The organism is Cystobacter fuscus DSM 2262 (assembly GCF_000335475.2).
GTDB classification, from domain to species: domain Bacteria; phylum Myxococcota; class Myxococcia; order Myxococcales; family Myxococcaceae; genus Cystobacter; species Cystobacter fuscus.
In genome coordinates this window covers 39,736-64,123 of the sequence record NZ_ANAH02000049.1, presented here as the reverse complement: position 1 = coordinate 64,123, position 24,388 = coordinate 39,736, and the positions used below count along the sequence as shown (strand labels likewise).

16 protein-coding genes are annotated in these 24,388 nt (G+C 69.1%); 11 read left to right on the top strand and 5 right to left on the bottom strand.

Annotated features, from left to right (window positions below):
• Positions 1–111: 111 nt before the first annotated feature.
• Both D187_RS37155 and D187_RS37150 read left to right on the top strand, forming a co-directional pair.
• Positions 112–1,101 (top strand): tetratricopeptide repeat protein, encoded by a 990-nt coding sequence (locus tag D187_RS37155; protein WP_002627070.1) that lies wholly within the window; start codon positions 112–114, stop codon positions 1,099–1,101.
• A gap of 68 nt (positions 1,102–1,169) precedes the next feature.
• Positions 1,170–1,670, top strand: a complete 501-nt coding sequence (locus tag D187_RS37150) for a hypothetical protein (protein WP_002627071.1) — start codon at positions 1,170–1,172, stop codon at positions 1,668–1,670.
• Between the two features lie 12 nt (positions 1,671–1,682).
• Here the strand turns inward: D187_RS37150 and D187_RS37145 are convergent, their stop codons facing one another.
• Positions 1,683–2,189: an FHA domain-containing protein gene (locus D187_RS37145; protein ID WP_002627072.1), complete on the bottom strand. Its 507-nt coding sequence runs from the start codon at positions 2,187–2,189 to the stop codon at positions 1,683–1,685.
• A 163-nt stretch (positions 2,190–2,352) separates the two neighbouring features.
• On the opposite strand from D187_RS37145, the gene greA reads away from it, so the two are divergent.
• The 5 genes from greA (at position 2,353) to D187_RS37120 (ending at position 12,238) form a co-directional block, all read left to right on the top strand.
• On the top strand, positions 2,353–2,865 hold the full coding sequence (greA, locus tag D187_RS37140) for a transcription elongation factor GreA (protein WP_002627073.1): 513 nt from the start codon (positions 2,353–2,355) through the stop codon (positions 2,863–2,865).
• A gap of 63 nt (positions 2,866–2,928) precedes the next feature.
• Positions 2,929–5,745, top strand: coding sequence for an ATP-dependent DNA helicase RecG (gene recG / locus D187_RS37135; protein ID WP_002627074.1), 2,817 nt, complete (start codon positions 2,929–2,931; stop codon positions 5,743–5,745).
• Between the two features lie 45 nt (positions 5,746–5,790).
• Positions 5,791–6,636 (top strand): M24 family metallopeptidase, encoded by an 846-nt coding sequence (locus D187_RS37130; protein WP_043433491.1) that lies wholly within the window; start codon positions 5,791–5,793, stop codon positions 6,634–6,636.
• Between the two features lie 584 nt (positions 6,637–7,220).
• Positions 7,221–8,585 carry a hypothetical protein gene (locus D187_RS37125; RefSeq protein ID WP_155893866.1) on the top strand — a complete coding sequence of 455 codons (1,365 nt, stop codon included), beginning with the start codon at positions 7,221–7,223 and terminating at the stop codon, positions 8,583–8,585.
• The gene (locus D187_RS37120; protein ID WP_002627077.1) at positions 8,582–12,238 is read left to right on the top strand and encodes a hypothetical protein; all 3,657 of its coding nucleotides are present in this window, start codon (positions 8,582–8,584) and stop codon (positions 12,236–12,238) included. Before D187_RS37125 ends, D187_RS37120 begins: the two co-directional genes overlap by 4 nt.
• A 94-nt stretch (positions 12,239–12,332) precedes the next feature.
• Here the strand turns inward: D187_RS37120 and D187_RS55830 are convergent, their stop codons facing one another.
• A complete protein-coding gene (locus D187_RS55830; RefSeq protein ID WP_155893865.1) occupies positions 12,333–12,473 on the bottom strand; it encodes a hypothetical protein in 141 nt (46 codons plus the stop codon).
• Between the two features lie 14 nt (positions 12,474–12,487).
• On the opposite strand from D187_RS55830, the gene D187_RS37115 reads away from it, so the two are divergent.
• The 4 genes from D187_RS37115 to D187_RS37100 all read left to right on the top strand — a co-directional run bounded on the left by D187_RS37115 (position 12,488) and on the right by D187_RS37100 (position 15,960).
• Positions 12,488–12,730: a hypothetical protein gene (locus D187_RS37115; RefSeq protein ID WP_002627079.1), complete on the top strand. Its 243-nt coding sequence runs from the start codon at positions 12,488–12,490 to the stop codon at positions 12,728–12,730.
• Positions 12,731–13,064: 334 nt separating this feature from the next.
• On the top strand, positions 13,065–14,789 hold the full coding sequence (locus D187_RS50950) for an RCC1 domain-containing protein (protein ID WP_051256709.1): 1,725 nt from the start codon (positions 13,065–13,067) through the stop codon (positions 14,787–14,789).
• Between the two features lie 107 nt (positions 14,790–14,896).
• Positions 14,897–15,349: a hypothetical protein gene (locus D187_RS37105; RefSeq protein ID WP_002627081.1), complete on the top strand. Its 453-nt coding sequence runs from the start codon at positions 14,897–14,899 to the stop codon at positions 15,347–15,349.
• 86 nt (positions 15,350–15,435) lie between these two features.
• Positions 15,436–15,960, top strand: a complete 525-nt coding sequence (locus tag D187_RS37100) for a WbuC family cupin fold metalloprotein (RefSeq protein ID WP_002627082.1) — start codon at positions 15,436–15,438, stop codon at positions 15,958–15,960.
• A 99-nt stretch (positions 15,961–16,059) separates the two neighbouring features.
• Here the strand turns inward: D187_RS37100 and D187_RS58375 are convergent, their stop codons facing one another.
• From D187_RS58375 to D187_RS37085, 3 genes are all read right to left on the bottom strand, one after another.
• On the bottom strand, positions 16,060–17,355 hold the full coding sequence (locus tag D187_RS58375; RefSeq protein ID WP_002627083.1) for an immunoglobulin domain-containing protein: 1,296 nt from the start codon (positions 17,353–17,355) through the stop codon (positions 16,060–16,062).
• Positions 17,356–17,358: 3 nt separating this feature from the next.
• Positions 17,359–21,612 (bottom strand): M4 family metallopeptidase, encoded by a 4,254-nt coding sequence (locus tag D187_RS37090; protein WP_002627084.1) that lies wholly within the window; start codon positions 21,610–21,612, stop codon positions 17,359–17,361.
• Positions 21,613–21,970: 358 nt separating this feature from the next.
• Complete coding sequence (locus tag D187_RS37085) at positions 21,971–24,385, bottom strand: sensor histidine kinase (RefSeq protein ID WP_002627085.1); 2,415 nt, start codon at positions 24,383–24,385, stop codon at positions 21,971–21,973.
• Between the last annotated feature and the right edge of the window lie 3 nt (positions 24,386–24,388).

Genomic DNA, 24,388 nt, shown 5'->3' with positions numbered 1-24,388 from the left:
TGTTCCCGGGCCGACAGATATAACGGGGTGCCGCGAGAGCGCCGCCCGAGGGAGCCCTTCACGATGCGCGCAGAGGCCGAGAGCACTTCCGGGCCCAACAGGAACTTGTCCATGGCTGCCGAGATGAAGTCCGAGTACGACTCCAAGGAATTGAGTGAGATCCGCAAGGAGGTCATCGAGTCCCGCAACCTGGTGATCAAGACGGACAACCTGCTCAAGAACCTTCACGCGGAAGTGAAGGCGATTGGCAAGCGTCACGAGGATCTCCAGAAGCGGCAGTGGATTTCTTCCGGCGTGGCGTACGTGCTCTTCGCGGCGTTGTGCGTGGGCGGCGCGACGATGGTGATGTCCTCGCGCTCCTCCAACGCGACGGCCGAGCGTGAGCGGCTGGAGAAGACGGTGACCGAGCTGACGGCGCAGCTGGACAAGCAGCGCGCGGAGCAGACCGCGGTGCAGGCCTCCCAGCGCGCGGCCAACGAGGTCTTCCGGTTGATGACCAACCTGCCCGGGGACGAGCGGCTCAAGGGCGTGGACGAGCTGGTGAAGCTGGACACCTCGCGCCTGACGGCCCTGGAGCGCGCGGCGCTCAACAACCAGGCGGCCTTGCTGCGGCGTGAGATTGGCGACGCGGCGTTCGAGCGGGGCAAGACGGCCTTCCGCCGCAACGAGATGAAGGCGACCATCGACGAGATCTCGCGCTTCGTGGCGATGAACCCGCCCCAGGAGCAGCTCCTGGACGCGTCCTTCTTCCTGGGCGTGGCCTACAACAACGAGCGCAAGCACGAGCAGGCGGTGCCGCTGCTGGCGCGCTTCGTCGCGGGCGACAAGCGCTCCAAGACGCGCGACTACGCCATGCTGCTGCTCGCGCAGTCGTACCAGGAGATCAACGATCTGGACAAGGCGATGGCCACCGTGCAGGAGGCCCTGGCCACCTATCCGGCCAGTGAGTTCGCCCCCCAGATGCGCAGCCGGCAGAGCTCCATCCGCCGGCAGCGGGCCGGTGGTGCCGAGGCGGCCGCGGCCGCGGCTCCGACTCCCGCCGCCGCCAAGCCCCTGGTGCCCGTGACGCTGCCCACCCCGGCTCCCGCCCCGGCGCAGTGAACAGCCGCGGGGCTCGCGCGTTCTCCGCCGTTGCCACGAGGGGCTCCCGGTCGTAAGACGGGGGCCCCGTGACCACGCCCGACCCCCGCTACCGTCCCTTCCGCGCCGCCGCCTACGGTCTCTACATCGTCCTGGTGGTGGCGTTCTGTCTGGGGGTCATCATCAGCGTGTCGCGCTCGGTGGCGGCGATGAACCCCTCGCGCTTCGTGTCCGACGAGCCGGTGCTCACCTACCGCGAGTGTCTCGACGCGGCGGACGCGCTGTGGTCCGAGCTGGAGTCCGCGCGCGAGAAGCTCGTGCGCGCCTCGCCGGCCCAGACGGTGGACGCCCAGTGGATGAGCTTCCGCACCGGATGGCTGCGGCGGCTGCGCGAGCGGGAGTCGCGCTGCGCGCTCGACTCGCGCACCAACGCGGACCTCAAGCGGGTGTACGGGCGCCTGGAGGACGTGCTCGATCGCTACACCATCCACGCCGTGCAGTACGCGGGCGAGGTGGGGGGCTCGGTGGACGCGCTCCGGGGCGCCTTCTCCACCGCGCGCAAGAACCCCGCCGCGGGCACCCTGCCCTGAGCGGGCGCGCTTTCAGCGCCGCGTCGCCCGGAGCCGGGCGTGCAGCGTGTCCGTCATCAGGAACCAGAACTGCACGTTGCCAAAGCTCAGGATGTCCCCATCCTTGAGCGTCGCCTCGCGCGTGCCCAGCGAGTTGGCGTTGAGGAAGGTGCCGTTGGTGGAGCCCTGGTCCTTCACCGTGCAGCGCGCCGGGCTCTCCGTCCACCGCAGCTCCGCGTGGCGCTTGGACACGGACGGATCATCCACGAACACGTCGCAGTCGGGCAGCCGCCCCACGCTCAGCGACTCCACGCGCGCCAGCGGCGGCAGCGTGGTGATGAGCAGATCCTCGAACTCGAAGAGCAGCGAGAGCATGCCCCGCTCGATGTCTCCCGAGGAGGCCACGCGCGTGGGTTCGAGCACCGCGCTGGAGGGGCGGCCCGGCGCTCGCTGGATGAGCACGAAGGGACCGAGTTGACGGCGGAAGGCCCCGGAGGGCAGGGAGGCGCCGAGCGCGCGCAATTCCTGGATGGACAGCACGGTGTGTCAGCATGCCAGAAGATGTGTGGGGGGGCTCGCGGGTTTCGTTGACCGGGATGGCGCCCGTCTCCTACACTTTCGCCCCTCGGTCGAGGCCCCCCGTCCACGGGATGGGGCGGGTCTCGGCCTTCACCTTGAATGGACGTGGGAAGGAGCGGTGTCGATGACCGGCAGCGGGAACATTCCGATGACCCCGTCAGGTCTGCGGAAGCTGAAGGCGGAACTGAAGCACCTTCAGTCCGTTGAGCGCGGAAAAATCTCCCGGGAGATTGAAGTGGCGCGCGCGCACGGAGACCTGCGCGAGAACGCCGAGTACCACGCGGCCAAGGAGAAGCAGTCCCACATCGAGGGCCGCATCCTGGACCTCAATGACTGGATTGCCCGGGCCGAGGTGATCGATCCGGCCAAGCTCGGCGGGGACAAGGTCGTCTTCGGCGCCACGGTGGACTTGCTGGACGTGGAGTCCGACAAGACGGTGTCCTACCGCCTGGTGGGCGAGCTGGAGGCGGATCTGAAGAAGCGGTGGATCGCCGTGACGTCGCCGGTGGCGCGCGCGCTGATCGGCAAGAAGGAGGGCGACGTCGCCACCGTGCAGAGCCCTGGGGGCGTGCGCGAGTACGAGGTCCAGGCCATCCGCTTCGAGGATCCCGAGGACGAGCCGCTGCCGGAGTCCTGAGACGGCGGCCGTGAGCAGTCGAACAGGGGAGCGCGCGCGAGCCCGCTCCCCTGTCTCGTTTGGATGGGCGGCGAGCAGGGCGCGGTTTACACTGAACATTTGGACAAGACCGTGAACCATCCGCTCGCCAGCCTCGTTGGACCCATGCGGTACGCCTGCCGGAGTGATTTCGCCCACCTGTCCACGGTGAAGAACCTGCGCGTCCTCCTGGAGAGCGCGCTCGCGGGAGCCACCGGGGTGGACGCGGAGGCGCTCCGGCACCTGCGCGCCGCGCTGCCCCACGTCGACCATCCCACCCCCGAGCGGCGCAAGGACGCCCTGCGCGGCGTGGTGGCGGGCCTGCGCTTGAGTGGCGTCCCCCTTCCCGAGGATCTCGCCCAGGTGGCGGCCGTTCCGGTGGCAGCAGGCGAGGGGCCCGGCAAGCCGAAGGCGGGGCTCGTGCCCGCCTGGAAGGCCACGGAGCCCCTGCGCGGCGCCCCAGCGTCCGGGAGCACGCCGCCTCCTCGGCCCTCCGAGCCTGGGCGTCCCCCGGCGGCGCGGCCCGCTCCGGCGGTGGCTGCTTCCCCGGGGACCCGGCCTCCCTCCGCCACGCGGCCACCCTCCGCGGCGAGGCCTCCCATGGTGGCCCGTCCGCCCGTGGCCCCTCCGCCTGCCAAGGAGAGCGCGCCCTTGCTCCCCGCCGAGGACAAGGCGCCCGCCCGGCGCAAGAAGAAGCGGGTGGCCAAGGGGCAGGAGGAGTCGCGCGCCGAGGCGAAGCTGTTGTCCATCGCCCCGCGCTCGGGGCCGCTGGCCATTCCCCTCAAGACGATGGGCAAGAAGCTCGGCCCCCGGCTGCTGGCGGCGCTCAACAAGAAGGGCCTGCGGCGCGTGGGGGACATCCTCTTCCTGCTGCCGCGCTGCTACGAGGACCGGCGCAAGCTGCAGACCATCTCCGAGCTGATGCCGGGAGAGCGCGGCGTGACGGTGGGCGTGGTGAAGATGGCGGACTTCGTGCCGAGCCGCACCGGCGGCAAGCGCATGTTCCGCGCCGTGGTGGCGGACCGCACGGGGAGCATCGCCGCCACGTACTTCAACGCCGGCCCCTGGCTCCAGCAGCGCTTCCCCGTGGGCAAGCGCCTGGTGCTCTCGGGCGAGGTGCGTGCCTCCCTGTCCGGCCGGGAGATCTCCCACCCGGAGATCGAGCCCGCGGAGGACCTCGAGGTGTCCTCGGTGCACTTCAACCGCATCGTCCCGGTGTACCCGGGTTTCGAGCGGGGCGATCAACGCTCGTTCCGCGAGCTGGCCTCGGTGGTGAGCGAGTCCTATGCGAGCCATCTCGAGGAGCCGCTGCCGAACCCCCTGCGCGAGAAGCTGGAGCTGATGACGCTGCCCGAGGCGCTGCGGGCCATCCACTTCCCGGCGGGCAGCGCGGATCCGGAGATGCTGGACAAGCACCTGAGCCCGGCGCACCGACGGCTGGCGTTCGACGAGCTGTTCTTCCTGCAGCTGGGCATGGGGCTCAAGCGCCAGGGCAAGAAGACGGAGAAGGGCATCGTCTTCGACGTGTCGGCCTCGCGTCTGGAGCAGGCGCGCGCGGCGCTGCCCTTCGAGCTCACCGGGGCGCAGAAACGCGTCATCGAGGAGATCGCCCGGGACATGGGCCACGACGAGCCGATGAACCGGCTGGTGCAGGGCGACGTGGGCTCGGGCAAGACGGCGGTGGCGGTGGTGTCCGCGCTCGTGGCGCTGCGCGACGGCTACCAGGTGGCGGTGATGGCGCCCACGGAGATCCTCGCCGAGCAGCACGAGCGCACCTTCCACAAGCTGCTCGAGCCGCTGGGCTTCAAGGTGGGCCTGGTGAGCGCGTCGGGCACGGCGAAGAAGAAGCGCGAGGTGCGCGAGGCCGTGGCGCGCGGGGAGATCCACCTGGCGGTGGGCACGCATGCCCTCATCCAGGAGGGCATCGCCTTCGACAAGCTCGGCTTCGTGGTGATCGACGAGCAGCACCGTTTCGGCGTGCTCCAGCGCCACATGCTCATGAGCAAGGGCGTGTTCCCGGACGTGCTGGTGATGACGGCCACGCCCATTCCCCGCACGCTGGCCATGACGCTGTATGGGGACCTGGACGTCTCCGTCATCGACGAGCTGCCCCCGGGCCGCACGCCGGTGAAGACGCGCGTCTTCAATGACAAACAGCGCGCGCGCGTCTACGAGGCCGTGGCGGCCGAGGTGGCCAAGGGCCATCAGGCCTACGTCGTGTATCCGCTCGTGGAGGAGTCGGAGAAGCTGGACCTGGAGGACGCCACGCGGGGAGTGGACAAGCTGCGGCAGGTCTTCCCGGGCGTGGAGGTGGGGCTGCTCCACGGGCGCATGAAGCCCGAGGAGAAGGACGCGGTGATGGACGCCTTCCGGGCGGGACAGATCCAGATCCTCGTGTGCACCACGGTGGTGGAGGTGGGCGTGGACGTGCCCAACGCGTCGGTGATGGCCATCGAGTCCGCCGAGCGCTTCGGCCTGTCCCAGCTCCACCAGTTGCGTGGCCGCGTGGGCCGTGGCGCGGCGGAGAGCTACTGCTTCCTCGTGGCCAACCTGGCGCGCTCCTCGCTGGAGTCCTCGGAGCGGCTGGGCGTCATGGAGCACAGCAGCGACGGCTTCGTCATCGCGGAGAAGGACCTGGAGATCCGCGGCCCGGGAGAGTTTTTGGGCACGCGCCAGAGCGGTCTGCCCGAACTCGCCGTGGCCAACCTCGCCCGGGATGGGGATCTGCTCTCGATCGCGCAGCAGGAGGCACGCGCCATCCTCGCCCGGGATCCCCAGCTCCGGGCTCCCGAGCACCAGGGTCTGGTCAAGGCACTCGAGGAGCGCTGGGAGGGCCGGCTCGCCCTGGCCCGCGTGGGCTAGGAACGACGGACCAGCTCCTCGCCCCCCGCGCTACTCTCTCCCGCCATGGCACTTGGCCCCACGATTGGACGGCTGTTCTCGCACGTCGACTACTGGCCCGGCTGGAGCCGCCTCACGCCACCGCTGGCGCGCGTTCCCATGCCGGAAGAGCTCAGGGGGTTCGCCGCGGCCCAGCGTCTGGCCACCCGCTGCGCCCAGGAGACGGAGAAGCAGCTGCGCACCGGCATCACCGAGCGCGAGCTGGCGGCCTGGATGCGCGACTGGCTCGCGTCCCACGGCGTCGAGCACTACTTCCATCGCCCCTTCGTGTGGTTCGGTCCGCGCACGCGCTTCCGGCACTTCACGACACGGCTCGACCTGCGTGCCACGGAACAGACGCTGGCCGAGAACGACGTCTACATCTTCGACTTCGCGCCCGTCCTCGATGGCTACGCCTGCGATTTCAGCTACGCGGGCCAGTGGGGCACCGTCCCCGGCTACGTGGAGGCACGTGCGGTCCTGGATCGGCTCTACCGCGACATCCCTGGGTGGGTGGCCGCCTCGGGACACCGCGCGGATCGCCTCTGGCAGCGCGTGCATCAAGAGCTCACGGCCCATTCGCTCTCGGGCATTCACGAGACCTCCTCGTATTCGTTTCTCGGCCACCGGGTCCACCACGTGGCCGCCAGTCCGCTCGCGCGAGCCCTGGCCCATCGCGGCGCCCAGACCCTGCTCGAATTCTTCGCCCGAGGCGCCTCTGGCCAGGTCCTGACGCGACACCATCAGGGCGATATGACCGGCCTGTGGGCCGTCGAGCCGCACCTGGCCTTCGGCGACCACGCCGTCAAGTTCGAGGAGCTCCTGCTGGTCACCCCCACGGGTGCCACCTGGCTGCGCGACGCCGCGGTCTGAGGGCCTCGCGGGGGGGGGTGGACTCAATCCAAGACACATCCGTGGGAGGACCCGACGGTCCTCACGCCGACTTCTGGGCCGGGCTGTAGGGCAGCTCCAAGGTGAAGGGCGCCTTCTTGACCCACTCGAGAGGCTGCGCAGGTGGGCCGCGTTCTCCTGGGAGCCCAGCCGGCTGACCGCGAGGCCGGGCTGCCCGGTGGCGCTCAGGATGTTGCACGAGGGGCCAGGATTTCCCGCTGGGACGCAGCCGCGTTCCGTGAGGACGCAGCCACGTCGGGACATGCACGCCCAGTGGGGGTTCTCGAGTGTCCAGTCCCTCGGGACTGCTCGAAATCGGGCGATTGGTACATGCCTTGCTGAGTCGCGTTTCCCGTCATGGAAACGGATCGACTCGCATGAACCCCCTCGAAGAGAAACACGCGCTCGTCTCAGGAAGCGCCAGCCCCTTGGGCGGCGTGGACCTGGTCTTGAGCATCCGGGAAGACTGCCTGAATAGAGCAATGGGTTACTTGCAGGCCCGGGGAAAGCTTCCGGCGTCCTGGACAGCGAAGAGCGAAGGTCCAGGTGGGGCCTCGGTCCTGGACGTGAAGCTCCTCGCCCCTTGGGTGCGGCTCTGCCCCGGGTGGACGCCCCAGAAGGGCACCCGGGTGGATGTCTCGCTCAAGTTGGGCTCCGGGACGTTCACCTATCCTGGGGAGCAGAAGCCGGTGGAGGTGGTGGTGAAGGACTGGGTGGTGACGTTCACCTCCCAGCTCGCCATCTCGGATCTCGCCCAGCGTATCCAGAAGGCCGGCGGCCAGGTGCCACCCGAGCTGAAGGCACAGCTCGAGGTGCTGGGCGAGCGCTACCTGGACTATCGCTGTCTGTACCTGGATCTGGAGAACGTCAATCTCCTCGATGAGGAGTCGGTGCTCATCTCCGGCCCTCGGCTGCCAAAGGAGGCGCAGGCGGCGATGCGCGAGCACCTGCGCCGGTGGATCGAGCTGCGCCGCGACAACCTCGACGCAACGCTCCTCTGCGTGATGCCGGCCAGGCCCAAGCCGGGGCTGGAGCCCACCGTTCACCCCACCGGCGTCACCTTCGCCACCCACGAGCAGCCCATCCCTCAGCGGCGCGAGCCGGTGCGTGTGCTCAGCTGGCTCATGACGACCCAGGGCCGGCCGGTCCCCACCCATGACGTGCCAGCGCCCTTCCAGAAGCCCTGGCCGGTGGGCTCTCAAGTGGATGGCGTTCTCGTCCTCGGGCGCGAGGCCGCGCTCAATGCCTTCCTCAACCAGCTCAAGCCGGCATTCTCCATCAGGACGGACGCACAGCTCTCCCACACCGGCGAGTCCCTGGTCTTCGCGTGCACCCCCACCGTGACGGCGAGTTCGCTCGAGGGACACCCCATCTTCGGCGGGAAGTACACGCTCTGCCTGCGCCAGGATCGCCGCTCCTTCGATTTCTCCTGGACGAAGGTGGCAAGCCTGCGCGTGTCGCAGGACATCGGCGGCAAGGAGCCCTACGTGCTCACCTGCGAGGTGCGCAGTGACTACACGGGCGTGGTCCGCTTCGAGACGCCCCCGCAGAACGCCAGATCCTGGCGCGCGGTGGCCGACAAGCGGACGTTCCAGATCTCGGGCACCAACTGGAACGGTCAACCCTTCGATCCGCGGCATATCGACGAGAAGGGTTGGATCGAGATGCTGTTGTCGCTGCGTTATCTGCCCAAGCTGGCGGAGAAGATCGCCGCCACCCGCGCGCAGATTGAGAATCTGGCCCGGTTCATGGCCGACAGCATGGAGACGTCGAGCGTGACGTCCTTCGCGCCGTTCGAGTTCGTTCCGCCCGGCAACGCCAACTTCTCTTTCAGCAATCTCCGGTTCGACGACCAGCTCAACCTGCTGGTCGAGGTGATGTTCGACTACACGGTCGAGAGACCGTCCAATCTGGAAGGACAGCGGTCATGAGAGGAAACCTGAACAGTGGAACCACCTTCCGTTTGTCGAGGCTCGCGCGGAGCAACGACTCGGGGGGCGCCTTCGAAGTCGACGTCTGCTCCCAGCTCACCAAGGCCTTCGAGAGCGGGATGGTGGTGGACCTCACCAAGCGCATGATGCTGGTGCCGGACCTGGACGGAGAGCCGACGCTCTTCTCCATCGGGACGAGCGGTCAGCTCCATGCCACCCGGCGCGATGCGAAGTCGCGCAGCGGCTGGCTGCGCCAGGACGTGGTGCCGAAACAGGCGCTCGCGGCCGCCAACGGACCCGTGACGGTGGACGCCTTCGCGGTCAAGTGGCACGCCGAGGGCCGCGCCGCCGTCCTCGCCCTGCGTCCGGCGGCGCTCAATGGGGGCGCGCCGCTCCTCTACTGGACGCCGAACCTGGAGGGGGATGGCTCGGACTCGCAGTGGTTCGCCGTGGAGCCACCCACGGCGCAACCCGTGCACTTCCTGGAGCTGGGCAACGGGCACGAGGACGGTCCGGAGCTCTTCGTGGCGAGTTCGGCGAAGGGCTCGCTGGGCCAGATGCACCGGATGCTGCTCTCCACGCGCGAGAAGCCGCGGGTGCTGCCCTTCCGTGTGCCGCACGATTGGTCGCGCGTGCTCGACTGCAAGCTGGGCACGAGCGACATCGGTGACGGAGCCTATGTGCTCTACGAGCACGGCCAGGGGACGGGTCTGGCGTTCGTCTCCTTCATCGACGAGGAGGGGGAGGTGCCCCTCACCCGGGTCATCCCCACGGGCACCGTGCCCGCGTGCCTGGCGGTGGGCACCGAGGACACGGGGCTGAGCAGCCTCTTCATCGGCTCCGACCAGGGCGTGCACCTGCTCTCCGCGCAGGAGCAGGGGGAGGCGGCCAACCAGGCCTGGTTCGCCACCCAGGGGGGGCCGCGTGGCACCCAGGTGATGCGCGCCGGAGCCACCATCACCCACCTGGTGACGGCCCAGGACGAGCAGGGTCTGCCCGCCCTCTATGCTCGCACCAGCGAGAAGGAGCTGTGGCACACCGCGCACGATGGCAAGGCGTGGAACGGCCTCACCGTGGTGCGGCGGGGGGTGGAGGCCATCGCGGCGGCCCGCGAGCGCGGCCCGCTCGTGCAGCACTTCTTCGCCGCCGCCGAGGACGCGCGCGACCACGGCTACTTCTGGCAGAGCGAGTCCACCCTCTGGCAACAGGACCGCGTCACCTTGCCGGACGATGGCACGTGCCACGAGACGCACCGCTACCTCACTCGTGTGGCGCTCCGCCATCCGGATGGCTCGCCCGTCGAGTCGCGCGACGTGCGGGTGTCCGCCGAGGATGGCGCGCAGCTCGACATCAACGGGCACGTCCGCTTCCTCCGGCCCGGCGAAGAGGTGAGCCTGAAGACGGATGCCAAGGGGGTGCTCTCCCTGAGTGTGCGTGTCAACGGGGTCTCCACCCCGCGCGTGACCCTCGCCATCGACGGGACGGCCCAGAAGCTCACCTTGGATCCCACCGCGCACGTCACGCGGAAGCTGGCGCAGGCGGACGCCGCCACGCTCCAGGGGCTCAAGGACCGCGACGGCCAGCCGCTGCTCAAGGGACGCTTCGCCTCCCAGGAAGGCGCCCAGCACGCCGCCTCGCTCCTGCGGACACTGGGACAGCATGCGGATGCGCTGGCCTTCCGGGGGCTCGCCACCAACCAGCAGGTTCAACCGCTGGCGGAACATGGCATCTACCTGACGACTCCCGGGCGGCGGCACGTGGCTCCCGGGCGCCTGCGCGCCATGCACGCCCAGCGGCAGGCGCTCGCCCTCGATCTCACGGGGGGCACGGTGCGGATGCTTCACGGGCAGGAGGCCATCGACGCCACGCACCGCCGCCAGGCCGCCAACGGTCCCCTCCATTTCCTCAGTGACTGGTTCGGCAACCTCATCCAGTCCATCAAGGAGAGCTTCCTCGGCAAGGTGGTCTGGGCGTTCATCGAGCCGTTCGCCGAGGGTCTCAAGGTCCTCATCGAGACGGTGGACGGGGTGGTGAACCTCCTCGTGAAGACCGCGAAGCACGCGCTGCACGCACTCGATGCGGTGATGAAATCCGTGCTCGGGTTCAGCATCGAGGACGTGGTGCATTGGCTGGGCGCCGTCTTCGATCCCACCGCCATCCGCGAGGTCTACGACGCGCTGGAGAAGCACACCCGCCAGACGCTCCAGCAGATGCGCGAGGGCCTCGGAAAAGCCAAGGGCGAGGTGGACACGTTCTTCGGCGGGCTCCGGGACAAGTGGCGGGAGCTGGAGAAGCTCTCGGACGAACAGCGGGGGATAGGCCTGCAGTCCATGAAGGACAAGGCGCATCAGCAGGAGCGTGAGCACGCGAACTCGCCAGCGGCCACGTTGACAAGGAACCCGGTGATGACCTGGGGCACCTCCCAACTGCTTCCGGGGGACTCGACGGATGCGCTCGCCATCTTCAAGCCCGCCCTGGAGTTGATGGATGGGGTGTTCCGCACGCTCCAGCGCGTCGCGGAGGAGAGCCTGGTTCCGCTCGGCAAGGAGTGGAAGGACACCGTGGAGCACGCCATCGGGCGCCTGAAGCAGGCGGCCCAGGAGGGGAAGCTGACCCTCGGCTACGTCATTGATGTGCTCGGCGGAGGGCTGGTGGAGCTGGTGCTGTCCGGTGGCCAGGCGATCGCGGACGCCCTGCTGGTGGTGCTGGATGAGTTGCTCGCCACCATGCAGCGGGTGCTGCTCGAGACCCGCTTCGCGGTTCCCCTGCTGTGTCCGCTCTTCGAGAAGGTGCTGATGCCTGGCAGGAAGTTCACCCTTGGCACCGCCTTCCTGATCGGTCCCGCGGTGGCCGTATCGGTGCTCGGTCGCGCATTGACGGGCAAGACGCCGCTGGTGGACGAGCCGGCGCATGCGCTGGCGAATGCGGACGAGGCGAGTGACAACTTCCGGCTCCATTTCGGCTTCTGGGGGGCGGGGGTCGCCGGCTTCATCCTCACGGGACTCACCGACCTGTCGAACGTCATCCGCTCGCGCTACAGCGTACTCGCGGACCCGGCCCAGTTGCCGACGACGCTCGAGGCGGGCATGCAACTCTTCGAGTTGCTGGGCCGGACGCTCACCGCCCTCTTCGCGTTCCCCCTGAATACCTACTTCGCGCCACCTTCCGAGGGACCCCCCCTTGAGCGGATCGGCAATTGGTTGATGTGGGGCTTCTCCGTGGCGGACCTGCTGTTCGATGCCGCCGTCGTGTCCTTCAAGGCACTGACGGGCCGCAAGGAGATCTCCGCGGTCATCACCGGCGTCAAGGTGGTCCTCCAACTCGTGGTGAACACGGTTGGCCTCTTCGGGTTGCTCATCTACCGGGCCGCGATAGGGGGACATCCCTATCTGATGGGCTCGCTCGCCGCCGAGAACGCCATCGCCTTGCTCGGTCAGGTCCTGATCGACTTCGGAACCGAACTGCCCGTGGAGCCAGGCTCGGCGGAGGAGATCGCGGCGCAGACCGCGAACAAGGCGGGATTGATCACGATCGGAGGCGTGGTGCTCGGTGGCTCTCGGTTCTTCACCGGGATCCGCCTGCTGGTCTGCGGCGCCATCTACGTGTCCGACTTCGAGGAGTACAAGCGGACGTTCTACTGGACCTATTGGTGAGCTTGGGACGTAGGTGAAGGTGCCCGGACGCGAGGGCGCGGTGTAGACGCCCTGACTGGTGATGCAGCCCCCCGTGTCGCAGGACGTGGAGGGCCTACTCGCTCGCGGTGACGGTGGCGTAGGCCGCGGTACGGACGGCGGCACGTGGGTGCTGGCGCAACGCGCGCAGGTGTCGCGCTGCGCTCTCGTGCCAGCTCAGCCGTTGCCCGGCGGCGGAGACGAGTACCACGGCCACCAGCGGCAACCCAGATGGAGCGCGGCACTCTCGGACCTCGGTGCCGCGTCGCGGCCTGGGCGACCAGCCCCTCGGCTTCGGCCTTCATCCTCGAGAGGGGCCCCATCCCACCTGGACGCCGCTCCGATGCCTGCTCCTCGCCCCAGGGCACGCGACTGCCCAAGATGAGGCTCGGCCAGCAGGAGGACGGCCCGGTGCCGGCGCGCGTCAGGCGCGCGGGGCGCGTGGACAACGTGCTCGTCGAGCGCGAGGAGTGAGACATGGCGGCCTGGGCAGAGCTCTTCCGTTTCAGCGTGCCGGTAGTGACGCTCGGGCCGTGGCCTCCGGGCGCGCGCTGGGAACAGCCCGCGGCCTTCTGCCGTTATAAGGGGAACTGGGAGCCGCCGGCTCCATCCACCTCTCTGGAGCTTCGACGTGCACACGTCTCCAACCCTCACTTCGTTCAGCATTCGCCGTCTCCAGTCGCTCGAGAAGACCTGGTGGCGCGTTTGTGTATAGACGTTTGAATTTCGAATCGCTCCCTTCGTCGGTTCCGGCGCTCACGGTGAAAACGGTTTGTTCCGTTTGTGCGCCATTCAAGGCAGAGGGAAGATGCGTTCGAGTTCGAAGGGAAGTCGGAAGTGGAAGTGGGCCGGGCTGCTGGGCGGTATCCTCCAGGTGGCCTGTGGCGCGCCGGAGTCCATGAGTCAGGGAGCGGGGGAGCCACCCGGCTCCCTGGGCGTCTCCCAGGCGCCTGTCCACGCGATGCTGGATTCCACGCTCAAGACCGTCAGGTGCCACGACCTGGCCCCGGAATGTGATTCGGGCCCGGAGTTGTGGGGGCGCGGGACAGTCGCCGTCGAGCATTACGCACCCAGCACCCTGGGCGGAACGTGCGTGGATGGAAACCAGGGCACCTACTCGGACGGCGAGTGGGTGGACCGGGTGCGGATCTCCTCCCAGGACCAGAAGCCGTTGACCCAGGGCCGGACGGCGAACATCGAGGTGACGGTCTCGCTGCCCCGGATTGCGCAGAACAACTTCCTGGACCTCTACTCCACCACGAACGTGACCCAGCCCTCGTGGACCCTGATCACCTCGCTGCCGGTGACGGGGACTGGCTGGGAGCAGATCCTCACGGCTTCCTACACCGTCCCCACGGGCTCCGGGGTGCAGGCCATCCGCGCGGCGCTGCGCCGGGGCGGAGTCGCGAGTCCCTGCACCACCGGGCCCTACGATGATCGCGATGATCTGGTCTTCATGGCGGCCGCGCCCTACGTGAGCGGCGCGAAGGCCACCAGTGTCGCGGCGGGCTTCGACTATTCACTCGCCCTGCGCGCGGACGGGACGCTCTGGGGCTGGGGCGACAACTACTACTCTCAGTTGGGAGATGCGGTCGGGCAGTTCGGCAGCACCCTTCCCGTGCAGGGTCCGCTTCTGCCCGGCGTCAAGTCCGTCCATGCGATAAACGGGACGTCCCTGGCGCTGCGCACGGATGGGACCGTGTGGACGTGGGGGAGCAGTGACTATGGTCTCCAGGGCAACGGAGGCACCACCCCCAGCAAGACGCCCGCCCAGGTGCCTGGCTTGACGGGCGTGACGGCGCTGGCCATGGGCATCCATCACGTCCTCGCGCTCAAGAGCGACGGCACGGTGTGGGCCTGGGGCGAGAACGGCGACCGTCAGCTCGGCGATGGCACGGGCGTCAGCCGGACCCTCCCCGTGCAGGTGGCGGGCCTCACCCAGGTGACCGCCGTCGCCGCGGGACGGTCGCACTCCCTGGCGCTCAAGAGCGACGGCACGGTGTGGGTCTGGGGTACCAATGTGATGGGGTGCCTCGGAGATGACTCGATCGACTCGAGTCCCGTCCCCAGGAAGCTTCCGGGCCTGTCGGGCGTGACGTCCATTGCCGCGGGCCATGCCTTCTCCCTGGCGATTCGCGGCACCCGGGAGCTGTGGGGCTGGGGAGTTGGACCCCTGGGGGACACCACCAGCTATTACAGGACGCCCACGCGGACCTATCAGTGGGCGTCGGGGTCCATCTCCCTCTTCGCGGGCCCGAGCCATGCGGTGGCGTTGGATCGCACCCAGGGCAAGGCCTGGACCTGGGGTGACCTGTCCTCCCATGCGACCTGCCAGAGCGCGGAGGTGAACTACGGCAGGGTCCCGGCCGCGCTCGGCCTGACGGGCGTGGCGGGGGTGAGCATCGGCGACAGGTATGCCCACGCCTTCCTCACGGATGGCACCGTCTGGGGTTGGGGCGGCGGTCCCCGGCAGAGGGGCAATGACCAGGTGACCTCGGGCGAATGCGCCCCCGCGAAGGTCCTGTTGCCGTAGTCCGGCCAGCCGCGAGGGGGCCTCGTGGACCCGCGGTCACCCCCACGGGCGCCACCTGGCTGCGCGACGCCGCCGTCTGACATGTGTCAGACAGTTAGGATGGGGGGATGCTCATGATTCGCGCCGCGTTCCGCTGCAGTGTCTTGTGGATGCTGTCCTCCGGTTGTGCCAGCTCGTCCGCCACGATGCGCCAGGGAGAGGGGGGCGTGGAGGCGGGTGCTCCCGTGATCGAAGCCGTTGCGCGGACACCCGCCGCCCCAGGGGAGACGCCGGCGCCTTCGGGCTATGGCTACACGCCGGAGGATCCCATCAAGGTCGGCGGAGGGCCCTCGGGCGAGCATGAGTTCCTGAGGTACCTGCGTGGTCCCGAGGGGCAGCCGCTGAGCTTCGAGCGGCTCGGCAGTTGCTGCGGCTTCAAGGATTCCTCCCTGCCTTTTGGCGGCGGCCTGCTCGACATGTACGAGGTGACGTACGAGGGCCTGGAGAAGCCGGTGACGCTCTACCTCGACATGTACCGCCGCCAGGAGCCGCGCGCGCCCACCGGCTTTCGCCTCGACTGAGCCGGGCAGAGCTCCCGCGGGGCACTGGAGCTGGCTCGCCCGCGCGTCCTGGACGCTCGCCATGCTCCTGTGCTCCGCTCGGAGTCATGAGTTCTTCCTATCGACGTGCCCTGGATGCGCCCGCGGGTGAGCTGGTGGTCCTCACTCGCTCCCTGGTCGAGGACGTCACCGAGTCCTCCCGGACGAGCCCCCGGCGACGCATCATCCTCCCCTTGCACAAGCAGGAGGATGAGCCGCTGCACCGGATGTTCAATGTCATCCAGCCAGACAGCTACGTGCGGCCGCACCGGCACCTGGAGCCACCGAAGGCCGAGGCCTGGGTGGTGCTGCGCGGCGCGCTGGCCTTCTTCACCTTCGAGGAGGATGGCCGCGTGCGCGATTGTCTGTCATTGGAGGCCGGGGGCGAGCGGTTCGGGGTGGACCTGGCCGCGGGCATCTTCCACGGGCTCGTGGCCCTCGCGCCGGACACGGTGCTCTTCGAGGTGAAGAACGGGCCCTATGCACCCGCCAACGACAAGACCTTCGCTCCCTGGGCGCCCGAGGAGGGCACTGCCGAGGCCGCGAGCTACCTGGCCCGGCTGCGCGAGGAGTACCAGCGGCGCTACCCGTAGCAGGCCCTTCGTGCCACCGGGGCTCACGTGGGCCGGAAACGACGACGGCGGCCCTCCCGGGTGGGGAGGACCGCCGTCGCGACAGCCGGGTGCCCGGGACTACTCGGTGGCGAGCACGCCCACGGCGACGTCGATGTCGCGCAAGTCACCCGTCGCCGTCAGGGCCTGGGCCTTGACGACGGACAGGGGGATGCGCGTGCCGGCGGGCAGCGAGGGATCGAGCTTCACGTCCACCGCCACCGACACCAGCGCGCCGGTGTACTGGGTGGCCGGGCCGCTCGTGCCCTTCTGGAACACGCCCACCCGCAGCGTGCCGTCCTTGGCGGCGCCCTTGAGCAGCCGCGGCTCGTCACCGAGCGAGAACAACCCGTTGGTGACGTACTCGGTGTCCGACGAGGACACCCGGGCCCAGTCCGCCCGGGCCGCGTCCACGGAGAGCGTCAGGGCCACGCCGCGGCCGGACTGGCGCGTGGGGCCGAGCAGATCCAGCACGAGGTGGTTGCCCGAGGAGGCGCTCGTGTTCTTCACCAGCCGCCAGCCGTCCGTGCCCGGAGGGTTGGTGTAGCCACCGGCCTGGGCGGCCGGCACGGTGACGGTGGCGGTGCCCTTCTTCGTGGGGTCCGCCACGCTCGTGGCCACCACGGTGAAGGTGCCCGGACGCGAGGGCGCGGTGTAGACGCCCGTGCTGGTGATGGTGCCGCCCGCGTCGCCCTCCACGCTCCAGGACACCGCCTGGGTGGTGTGGCCCTTGACGGTCGCGGTGAACGTCGTGGTGCCGCCCGGTGCGCTCGTCGCCGTTCCGGGAGACACCTCGACGATGATCGCGCTCACCGTCACCCGGGCCTCGGCCTTCTTCGTGGGATCCGCCACGCTGGTGGCCACCACGGTGAAGGTGCCGCCCTGCGCGGGCGCGGTGTAGACGCCCGTGCGGGTGATGGTGCCGCCCGCGTCGCCCTCCTGGATGGACCAGGTGACCGAGGTGTCCGGGGCCCCCGTCACCTCGGCGGTGAAGGTGACACTGCCGCCGGTGAGCACCGTGGCGGACGTCGGCGTGAGGGTGACGTGGATGACCGGGGCGACGGTGACCTCGGCCGTGTCCTTCTTCGTGGTGTCCAGCGCGTTGGTGGCCACCACCGTGTAGGTGCCGGCCTGGGCGGGCGCGGTGTAGACGCCCGTGCTGGTGATGGTGCCCGAGGACTCGCCCTCCACGCTCCAGAGGATCCTCGGCTCCTGGGTGCCCTCGACGGAGGCGGTGAAGGTCGTGGACTCCCCGGCCTTCACGGTGATGCTCTTGGGCGAGACGGTCACGGGCCCCGTGCCGGGCGTGGGCTTGTCACCGCACGCGGCGAGCGCTCCGAGCAGCAGCGGAACAATGAGCCTGGTCAACGTTTTCATGGGTTAGCGTCCGAACTGGCTGAGGAAGAGGGTGACGTCGGAGTCGTCCACGGAGCCACTCGCATCGAGGTCCGCGGTCGTCGTGGAGGAAGCGCGGGTGCCCCAGCTCTGGGCGAGGCGTGCCAGGTCCTCACCGTCCACGACACGATCCCCGTTGAGATCCGCGGTGTAGACGCGCACGTCCACCCGGGCGCTCGAGCGGGCGTCCTGCTTGTGGGTGATGAGCACGTGGCAGAGGCCGGGCGCGGCCGGCGCCGTGTAGACGCCCGTCGAGGAGACGGTTCCGCAGATGCGGCCCTCCTGCACGTTCCAGAGCAGCAGCGGGTTCGCTCCCTGGGTCAGCAGGGAGCTCAGGTCGTACGTGCCGTCCACTGGCACGAAGAGCCGCGTGGAGGACAGCAGCGGGCCGGCGCGCGTGAAGGGAGCCGTGGCCGAGGCGGAGTTGCCGTAGGCATCCAAGGCCACCGCCTTGAGGGTGTGCTCGCCGGGCGCCAGGGGCAGGGTGCTGAAGGGCAGCCGGTACGGCGCCTCCTGGACGCGGCCCTGGAAGACGCCATCCACGTAGAACTCCACGACCGTGACACCCGTGTCGTCGGTGGCGGAGGCCGTGAACACCGTCGTCTCGTGCTCGCCCTCCACGGCCGCGCTGACGGTCGGGGGCGTCGTGTCGTTCACCACGTTCACGGTGAAGGGCACCTTGACCGACGTCCCGTTGCCCGCCCGATCCGTGGCCTTGGCCATGAACTCGTGCTGCCCGTTGGTGAGCGCGGACGTGTCGAACGGACTCGTGTACTCGCCGTTGGGGTCGGTGAAGGTGGCCACCGGGGTGCCATCCACGAAGAACTCGAGCTTCGCCGTCCACGTGTTGTCGCTCACGTTGGCGGAGAGCTGGACCCGCGTACCGGAGTCGCCACGCACGCGCGCGTCGAGCGAGGGGGCCTGGATGTCTGGAGTGCTCGACACCTCCAGGTAGACGTCATCGAGCACGAAATACGTGTAGCCGTTGATCGGATCCTCGGGGGGCTCCTCCAGGTTGGACTCGAAGAAGAGCTGGATCGTCTGCCCCTTGAACTCGCTCAAGTCATAACGGTGCTCGGCGTAGTAGGGGGTGCCGTCCAGGTTCGAGATGACCTCCAGCGTCTTCAAGTCGTTGCCGTTGACGTCGCGGACCTTCGCGGTGAACGTGTGATGGGCCACGTTGTCGGAGAAGGCGGTGCTCTCCACCCACAGCCAGAAGCTGTAGACGGCCGACTCGGTGTCCGCGGGGAGGGTGACGGTCTGCCTCAGGGTCGACGTGTTGGGGCCATCGTCGTGGCCGAACAGGACGAGGTTCCATCCTGAATACGCCAGGAGGAAGTTCTCGAGGACGCCGTTGCTCTCGGGGTACGGCGTCTCGAGGGTCCACCCTTCGGCATGATTCTTATCGGGGTCATAGAGTTCGAAGTCGGGGTTCTGCACCACCTGCCCGCGGGCGCGCTCGACGTAGAACGGATAGTGATCGGACGTGCTCGTGTTGCCCGCCGCGTCCGTGGTCTTGACCACGAGCGCGTGGAGGCCATCTCCCAGCGCGCCGGCGCTCAGGGTCTTCGCGAACGTCGTGGACACGGAGCCCTGCGACGCGCCATCCACGAACAGCTCGACGGCATTGACGAAGCCGTTGTCCCACACGTGTCCCAGCAAGGCCACCCGGCCGCTCTCCGGGTCGGTCGCGACGCCGGCCCTCACGAACGGCGTCTCGGTGTCGGGGCGGGTGAGGACCCGCAGCGCGAGGTCATCGAGCTGGAACAGGCTGGCGAAACCATCGTCGTTCTCGGTGCCCACGAAGTGCAACTGCACCGTCTGGCCCGCGAACCGGGTCAGATCGAGACTCACCTGCACCCAGCCGAGCGTCGAGTCGACGTTGGACCAGCTCGCGGGCTGCTCGAGCAGGTTGCCCTGGGTGTCACGCACCTGCACCGCCAGGGTGTCCTGGGCCTGGGTGCCGAGGTCATCGGTGAGGACGGTGAGATAGAAGGTCAACGCGGCCGTCTGGGTATCGGCGGGGAGGGTGACCTGCTGGGAGATGCGGTCCACGGCGCTCGAGCCGTAGCCGTTGAAGACGGCGTAGCCATAGCCCGTATGGGCCCGGGTGGAGGAATAGACGATGATGGGATAGTCGCTGTCCGCCGGCTCCTGGACCCAGTCCTCTCCGCCCTTCTCGAAGCCAGGATCGTGCAGGAGCTGCGAGAAGCTCTGGGTCACGGTGAAGCCGATGGGAGCCGAAGCGCCCGCGTTGCCGGCCAGATCGATGGCCCTGGCCACCACCTGGTGCGTGCCAGGGTCCACCTGGGTGGTGTCGAGCCTGAGCGCGAAGGGCTGCGTGTCGTCGCTGCTCGTGAGGACGCCGTCGACATAGAACTCCACGCGCGTCACGCCGATGTTGTCCGCGGCCACCGCGTTGAAGCGCAGCATGGGCGCGCTGCCCGCCAGGCTCAGGGTCGCCGTGGGCGGCGTGAGATCGTCATAGGTGCTCGCGCTGTAGCCCACGTTGATGGCGGCGAAGGCGTTCTGCACGGCGCGATACTCCTGGGAGCCGCTGCCGTGGAGATCCGCCGCCGCCCGGAGCGAGGCCGTGCGGGCCGCCACGTAGTTGCTGGCGGGGGTCAGGTAGGCGGTGATGGCGCGGTACCAGATGGCCGCCGCCTTGTCGTTGCCGATGCCCGTCATGCCGTCGGGCAGGTACCGGCTCGAGTAGTCATTCGGCGTCGCCGCCGATTGCGCGCCCTGGGACAGGAAGAAGAAGGCGCGGTTCATCGGGCCACTGCTGTAGTGGACGTCGATGGCGTCGAGGCCAGGAGACCAGGCGTCCTCGCTGGCGCCGTCCAGGCTCGGCTTGTACATATAACGCAACGGGGAGTCGCTGAGCTGCTCGCCGATGGTCCAGTCGCCGCCCGTGTCACCAATGGTGTCGCCCTGGCCGCCGCGGACCCAGAACTCCGTCATGGTGCCGAAGATGTCGGAGTTGGCCTCGTTCAGTCCGCCGGGCTCCCCCGAGTAGATGAGCGCGGCGGTCTGGGACATGACGCCGTGGCTCAGCTCGTGGCCCGCGACGTCGAGCGACACCACGGACTTGAAGCCATACGGTTCCGGATAGGTGCCGTCGCCGTAGTTCATGCAGAAGCAGTCGCCGTCCCAGAAGGCATTGTCCATGCCCGCGCCGACGTGCACGTAGTTGAAGGTCGGCGTGCCCGCGTTGTCGATGCCGAAGCGGTTGTGGATCTTCTGGTAGTAGTCCCACGTGGCCTGCAGGCCAAAGTGCGCGTCCACGGCCGCCGTCTGGCCGTTCTCGCTCAGGGTGTCGGCGCTCGGATCGAAGTTCTGCCCGTCACCCCAGAGGTTGTCCTTGTCCTGGTACAGCACGGGTGACGGCTTCTCGCCGTTGTAGATGTCGGCGTGATTGACGTCGTACGTGCGCAGGCCCTCGCCATAGGTGCGCGTCGTGTCACGCAGCTCGTAGCTGCCGTCCGCTTTCTGGAAGACGTCGAGCTTCACGTCGCCGCTGTATTGCGAGCGGCCCGTTCCCACCGCGGACGCCGTCTGCAGCGAGTTCCACCGCTTGAGGACCCTACCCGTGCGGGCATCGAGCAGGAAGTCCGTCTGCTTGACACCGTCCTGGGTGTTGTCCAGCACGGTGTGCACGTGCCAGGCGAGGCGGTAGCCCACCACCTCCTCCTGGATGTCCTCCGCGTTGAGCCGCAGGCGGCGCTTGCCGACCGGAGGACCCACGCGCTTCACCTCGGGATAGATGACGAGCTGGGTGCCAGGCTGCTTCGTGGGCAGACCGAGCGGGCGCACCTCGAGCAGGGCCAGGGCCGCCGCGCTCGCCGCGTCCACCACGGGACGCGTGCTCACGCGGATATGCGGGCGCACGCCTTCCTTCGTCACCGTCAGGCCGCGGCCGGAGGGATCCAGGTGGGTGATGGCCACGGCGCCCCATACCGGAATGCCCTCGTGCAACTGCTGGAAGCGGGTATGCGTGAGGCCGAAGCTGTCCGTCTGGACGCTCGACATGCGGAACTCATCCCGCCCGCTCAGACCGAGCTGTCCGCTCTGGGCCTTCAACAGCGAGAGCGACTCCGCCGCGCGCGAGGGTTCACGGGCGCGCAACTGGAGCAGGGTGGTTGGGGAGACGGAGGCGAGTCTTCCGCCCGCCGCCAGGGAAGGCCCCGCCACCAACGAGGCGAGGAGCAGGGGCCAGCGAGGCCACGGCATGGACATGGGTTTCACTCCACCGGACTACGTGACTGCATCGAGGAGAGGGCCGGCGGGTGCCCATCCGTGAGCACCTGGACCGGAGCTGCGTGGAACGCCACGAAGCGAAGCGTCCACCCGAGTCCAGTCGGGACGGGAACTCCTGGACCTTCCGCGTTCACGGCGGAGGCCGATGATACACAGATGAAGCGTTGAAAAGAAGCCGCCCCTCCCCTCGGGCAGGAGAAATCCAACACGGATGCCCGGAGGGGATTTTGAATTAACAACTTCTGGGAAAAGAATGTCAGACATCCGCGCGAGTCTGGAATTCCTGGCGCGACGTGACATCAAGGGGGGGTGTATGTGGTGAGCACGCTGACTGGACTCAATCCACCTTGAGTGGGCGAGCGGGCAGCCTGACGGTGAAGCAGGCGCCCTGGCCCTCGCCCTCGCTGTGGGCCTGGACGGTGCCGCCCTGCAACTCCACCAGGTGGCGCACGATGGACAACCCCAGGCCCAGCCCGCCGTAGCGGCGGGTGGTGCTGCCGTCGGCCTGCTGGAAGCGCTCGAAGAGGTGGGGGAGGAAGGTGGGGGAGATGCCCTGGCCGGAGTCGCGCACCTCCAGCTCCACGAAGGACTCCACGCGCCGCAGCCGCACCGTCACCCGGCCTCCGGGCGGGGTGAACTTGATGGCGTTGGTGAACAGGTTCCACGCCACCTGTTGCAGCCGCTGGGCATCTCCCCGCACGAGGCCCACGTCCGGCTCCAGCAGGGGCTCCAGGTGGATGTCGCGCGCGGCCGCGGCTGGACGCACCACGTCGAGCACCGCCTCCACCACGGCGCCCGGGTCCACCGGCTGCAACTCCAGGCGCATCCGTCCGGCGACGATGCGGGAGATGTCCAGCAGATCATCCACGATCTGCGCCTGGGCGCGCGCACTGCGCTCCACCGTCTCCAGGGCGCGCTCCTGTTTGTCCGGCGGCAGCGGCGTGGTGCGCAGGATGTTCGTCCACCCGAGGATGGCGGTGAGCGGCGTGCGCAACTCGTGGCTGACGGTGGCGAGGAACTCGTCCTTGGCGCGGTTGGCCTCCTCGGCCCGGTCGCGCGCCTGGCGCGCCAGCTCGAAGAGGCGCACGTGCTCCAGGATGGTGGCGGCCCGATGCGCGAGCTCCCCGGCGAGCTGGAGATCGTCGGCGTCGTAGGGCCGGTAGCTCTCGCCCGCCGCGAGCACCAGCACGCCCCGGTGCCGCCCCTTGACGGTGATGGGCACGGCCATGCCCCGCAGGCCCACGAAGGCCCGCAGCAGCTCCCGCCGGGCCTCGTCCGGCTCCGCGGCGAGCGCCTGCTCGGTGAGCGCGGGGAAGGACTCCGCCCGCCCGTGGGGCCACGGCCCCTGCATCATCGGCGCATGGACGCTCGGGCCCGCATGGCGCAGCCGCAGGGCGCGCCGCGGATCCACGTCGCTGAAGGCCACGCGCTCTCCGGGGCCGGTTCGAGGGCCCTCACCCGGGCCCGCTTCGTCGTGAAGGAAGACGCCACACCACTCGGCGAGCCGGGGCACCAGACAGTGGGTGAGGTGCTCCATGGCCGGGCGCAGCTCCCACGTGGAGGCCAGCGCGGTGCTCGCCTCGGTGAGCAGCTCGAGCGCCTGGCGCGCGCGGCGCTGCGCGGTGATGTCGGTGATGGAGCCCACCCACTCGCGCACCGAGCCGTCCAGCTCCAGCACGGGCACGCCGCGCGACACCACCGGCGTGTAGGTGCCATCGGCGCGGCGCAGCCGGTACTCCGCCTCGAACAGGCCCCGCGTGGCGAAGGCGCGCTGCCACGCCGCCGTGGCCCGGTCCCGGTCCTCGGGATGGATGGCGTCCCACCACCCGGAGCCATTGCGCCACCTGTCGTAGTCCTGCCCCGTGAAGGCGCTCCAGGTGGGGAAGTCCTCGCGGAAGTGGCCCGTGGCGTCCGTCGTCCACAGCAGGGTGGAGGTGGCCATCACGAGCGAGCGGAAGCGCACCTCGCTCAGGCTCAACTCCTCGGCCAGCCGCTCCGCCCGCCAGCGCGCGCGCACCAACTCCGTCACGTCGAAGGCGAACACCGTCACGCCCTCCACGCACCCGGCCAGGTCGCGCAGCGGCTGGCAGGTGAGGTGGAAGAGACGCTCCTCCCAGGGGCCCTCGTCGCTCTGCACCGGCAGTGGCACCTGCTCCAGCACGAGCGCGATGCCGGTGCGGTACACGCGATCCAACACCTCCAACAGGCTCTGGCCCTGGGGCTCGCGCAGGGCCTCGCGCGCCGTCTGTCCCAGCACCTCCCGTCCCCCCTGGAGCTTGCGGTGGCGCGCGTTGGAGAGCACGAAGACGTGCTCGGGCCCGCGCGTCACGAAGGCCACCGCGGGGGCGCTCGCCACGAGCGCGTGCAGGCTCGCGTACTCCGCCTCCACCTGGTTGAGCGGGGTCACGTCGCGCAGCAAGACGAGCACCCCCTCCGGGGAGGAGGACACCCGCGCCTGCACCCAGGCGCCCAGGGGGGCGAAGTACTCCTCCACCGTGGAGGGCAGGCCCTGTGTGAGCGCGCGCTGGCAGGCCCGGCCGAACTCCGTGCCCTCCAGCCGCGGCAGCCATGACCACAAGGGGTGCCCGAGCAACTCGGCGCGAGCGCGGCCGAGGATGCGCTCGGCGCTGGCGTTGAGGTACAGGGCGCGCCCTTCGGTGTCGAGCGCGAGCACTCCATCCGTGGCGGCCTCGAGGAGGTGCTCGATCCGGGGGGACGGCGTGACACCGTGTGACTCCGTGAGGAGGTCCATGCG

Coding starts and splice junctions, on each gene's coding strand:
- greA (WP_002627073.1), top strand. CDS start 2,353: ATGACCGGCAGCGGGAACATTCCGATGACCCCGTCAGGTCTGCGGAAG.
- D187_RS58375 (WP_002627083.1), bottom strand. CDS start 17,355: ATGAAAACGTTGACCAGGCTCATTGTTCCGCTGCTGCTCGGAGCGCTC.
- D187_RS50950 (WP_051256709.1), top strand. CDS start 13,065: ATGCGTTCGAGTTCGAAGGGAAGTCGGAAGTGGAAGTGGGCCGGGCTG.
- D187_RS37120 (WP_002627077.1), top strand. CDS start 8,582: ATGAGAGGAAACCTGAACAGTGGAACCACCTTCCGTTTGTCGAGGCTC.
- D187_RS37100 (WP_002627082.1), top strand. CDS start 15,436: ATGAGTTCTTCCTATCGACGTGCCCTGGATGCGCCCGCGGGTGAGCTG.
- D187_RS37090 (WP_002627084.1), bottom strand. CDS start 21,612: ATGTCCATGCCGTGGCCTCGCTGGCCCCTGCTCCTCGCCTCGTTGGTG.
- D187_RS37130 (WP_043433491.1), top strand. CDS start 5,791: ATGGCACTTGGCCCCACGATTGGACGGCTGTTCTCGCACGTCGACTAC.
- D187_RS37155 (WP_002627070.1), top strand. CDS start 112: ATGGCTGCCGAGATGAAGTCCGAGTACGACTCCAAGGAATTGAGTGAG.
- recG (WP_002627074.1), top strand. CDS start 2,929: ATGGGCGGCGAGCAGGGCGCGGTTTACACTGAACATTTGGACAAGACC.
- D187_RS37085 (WP_002627085.1), bottom strand. CDS start 24,385: ATGGACCTCCTCACGGAGTCACACGGTGTCACGCCGTCCCCCCGGATC.
- D187_RS37105 (WP_002627081.1), top strand. CDS start 14,897: ATGCTCATGATTCGCGCCGCGTTCCGCTGCAGTGTCTTGTGGATGCTG.
- D187_RS37115 (WP_002627079.1), top strand. CDS start 12,488: ATGGAGCGCGGCACTCTCGGACCTCGGTGCCGCGTCGCGGCCTGGGCG.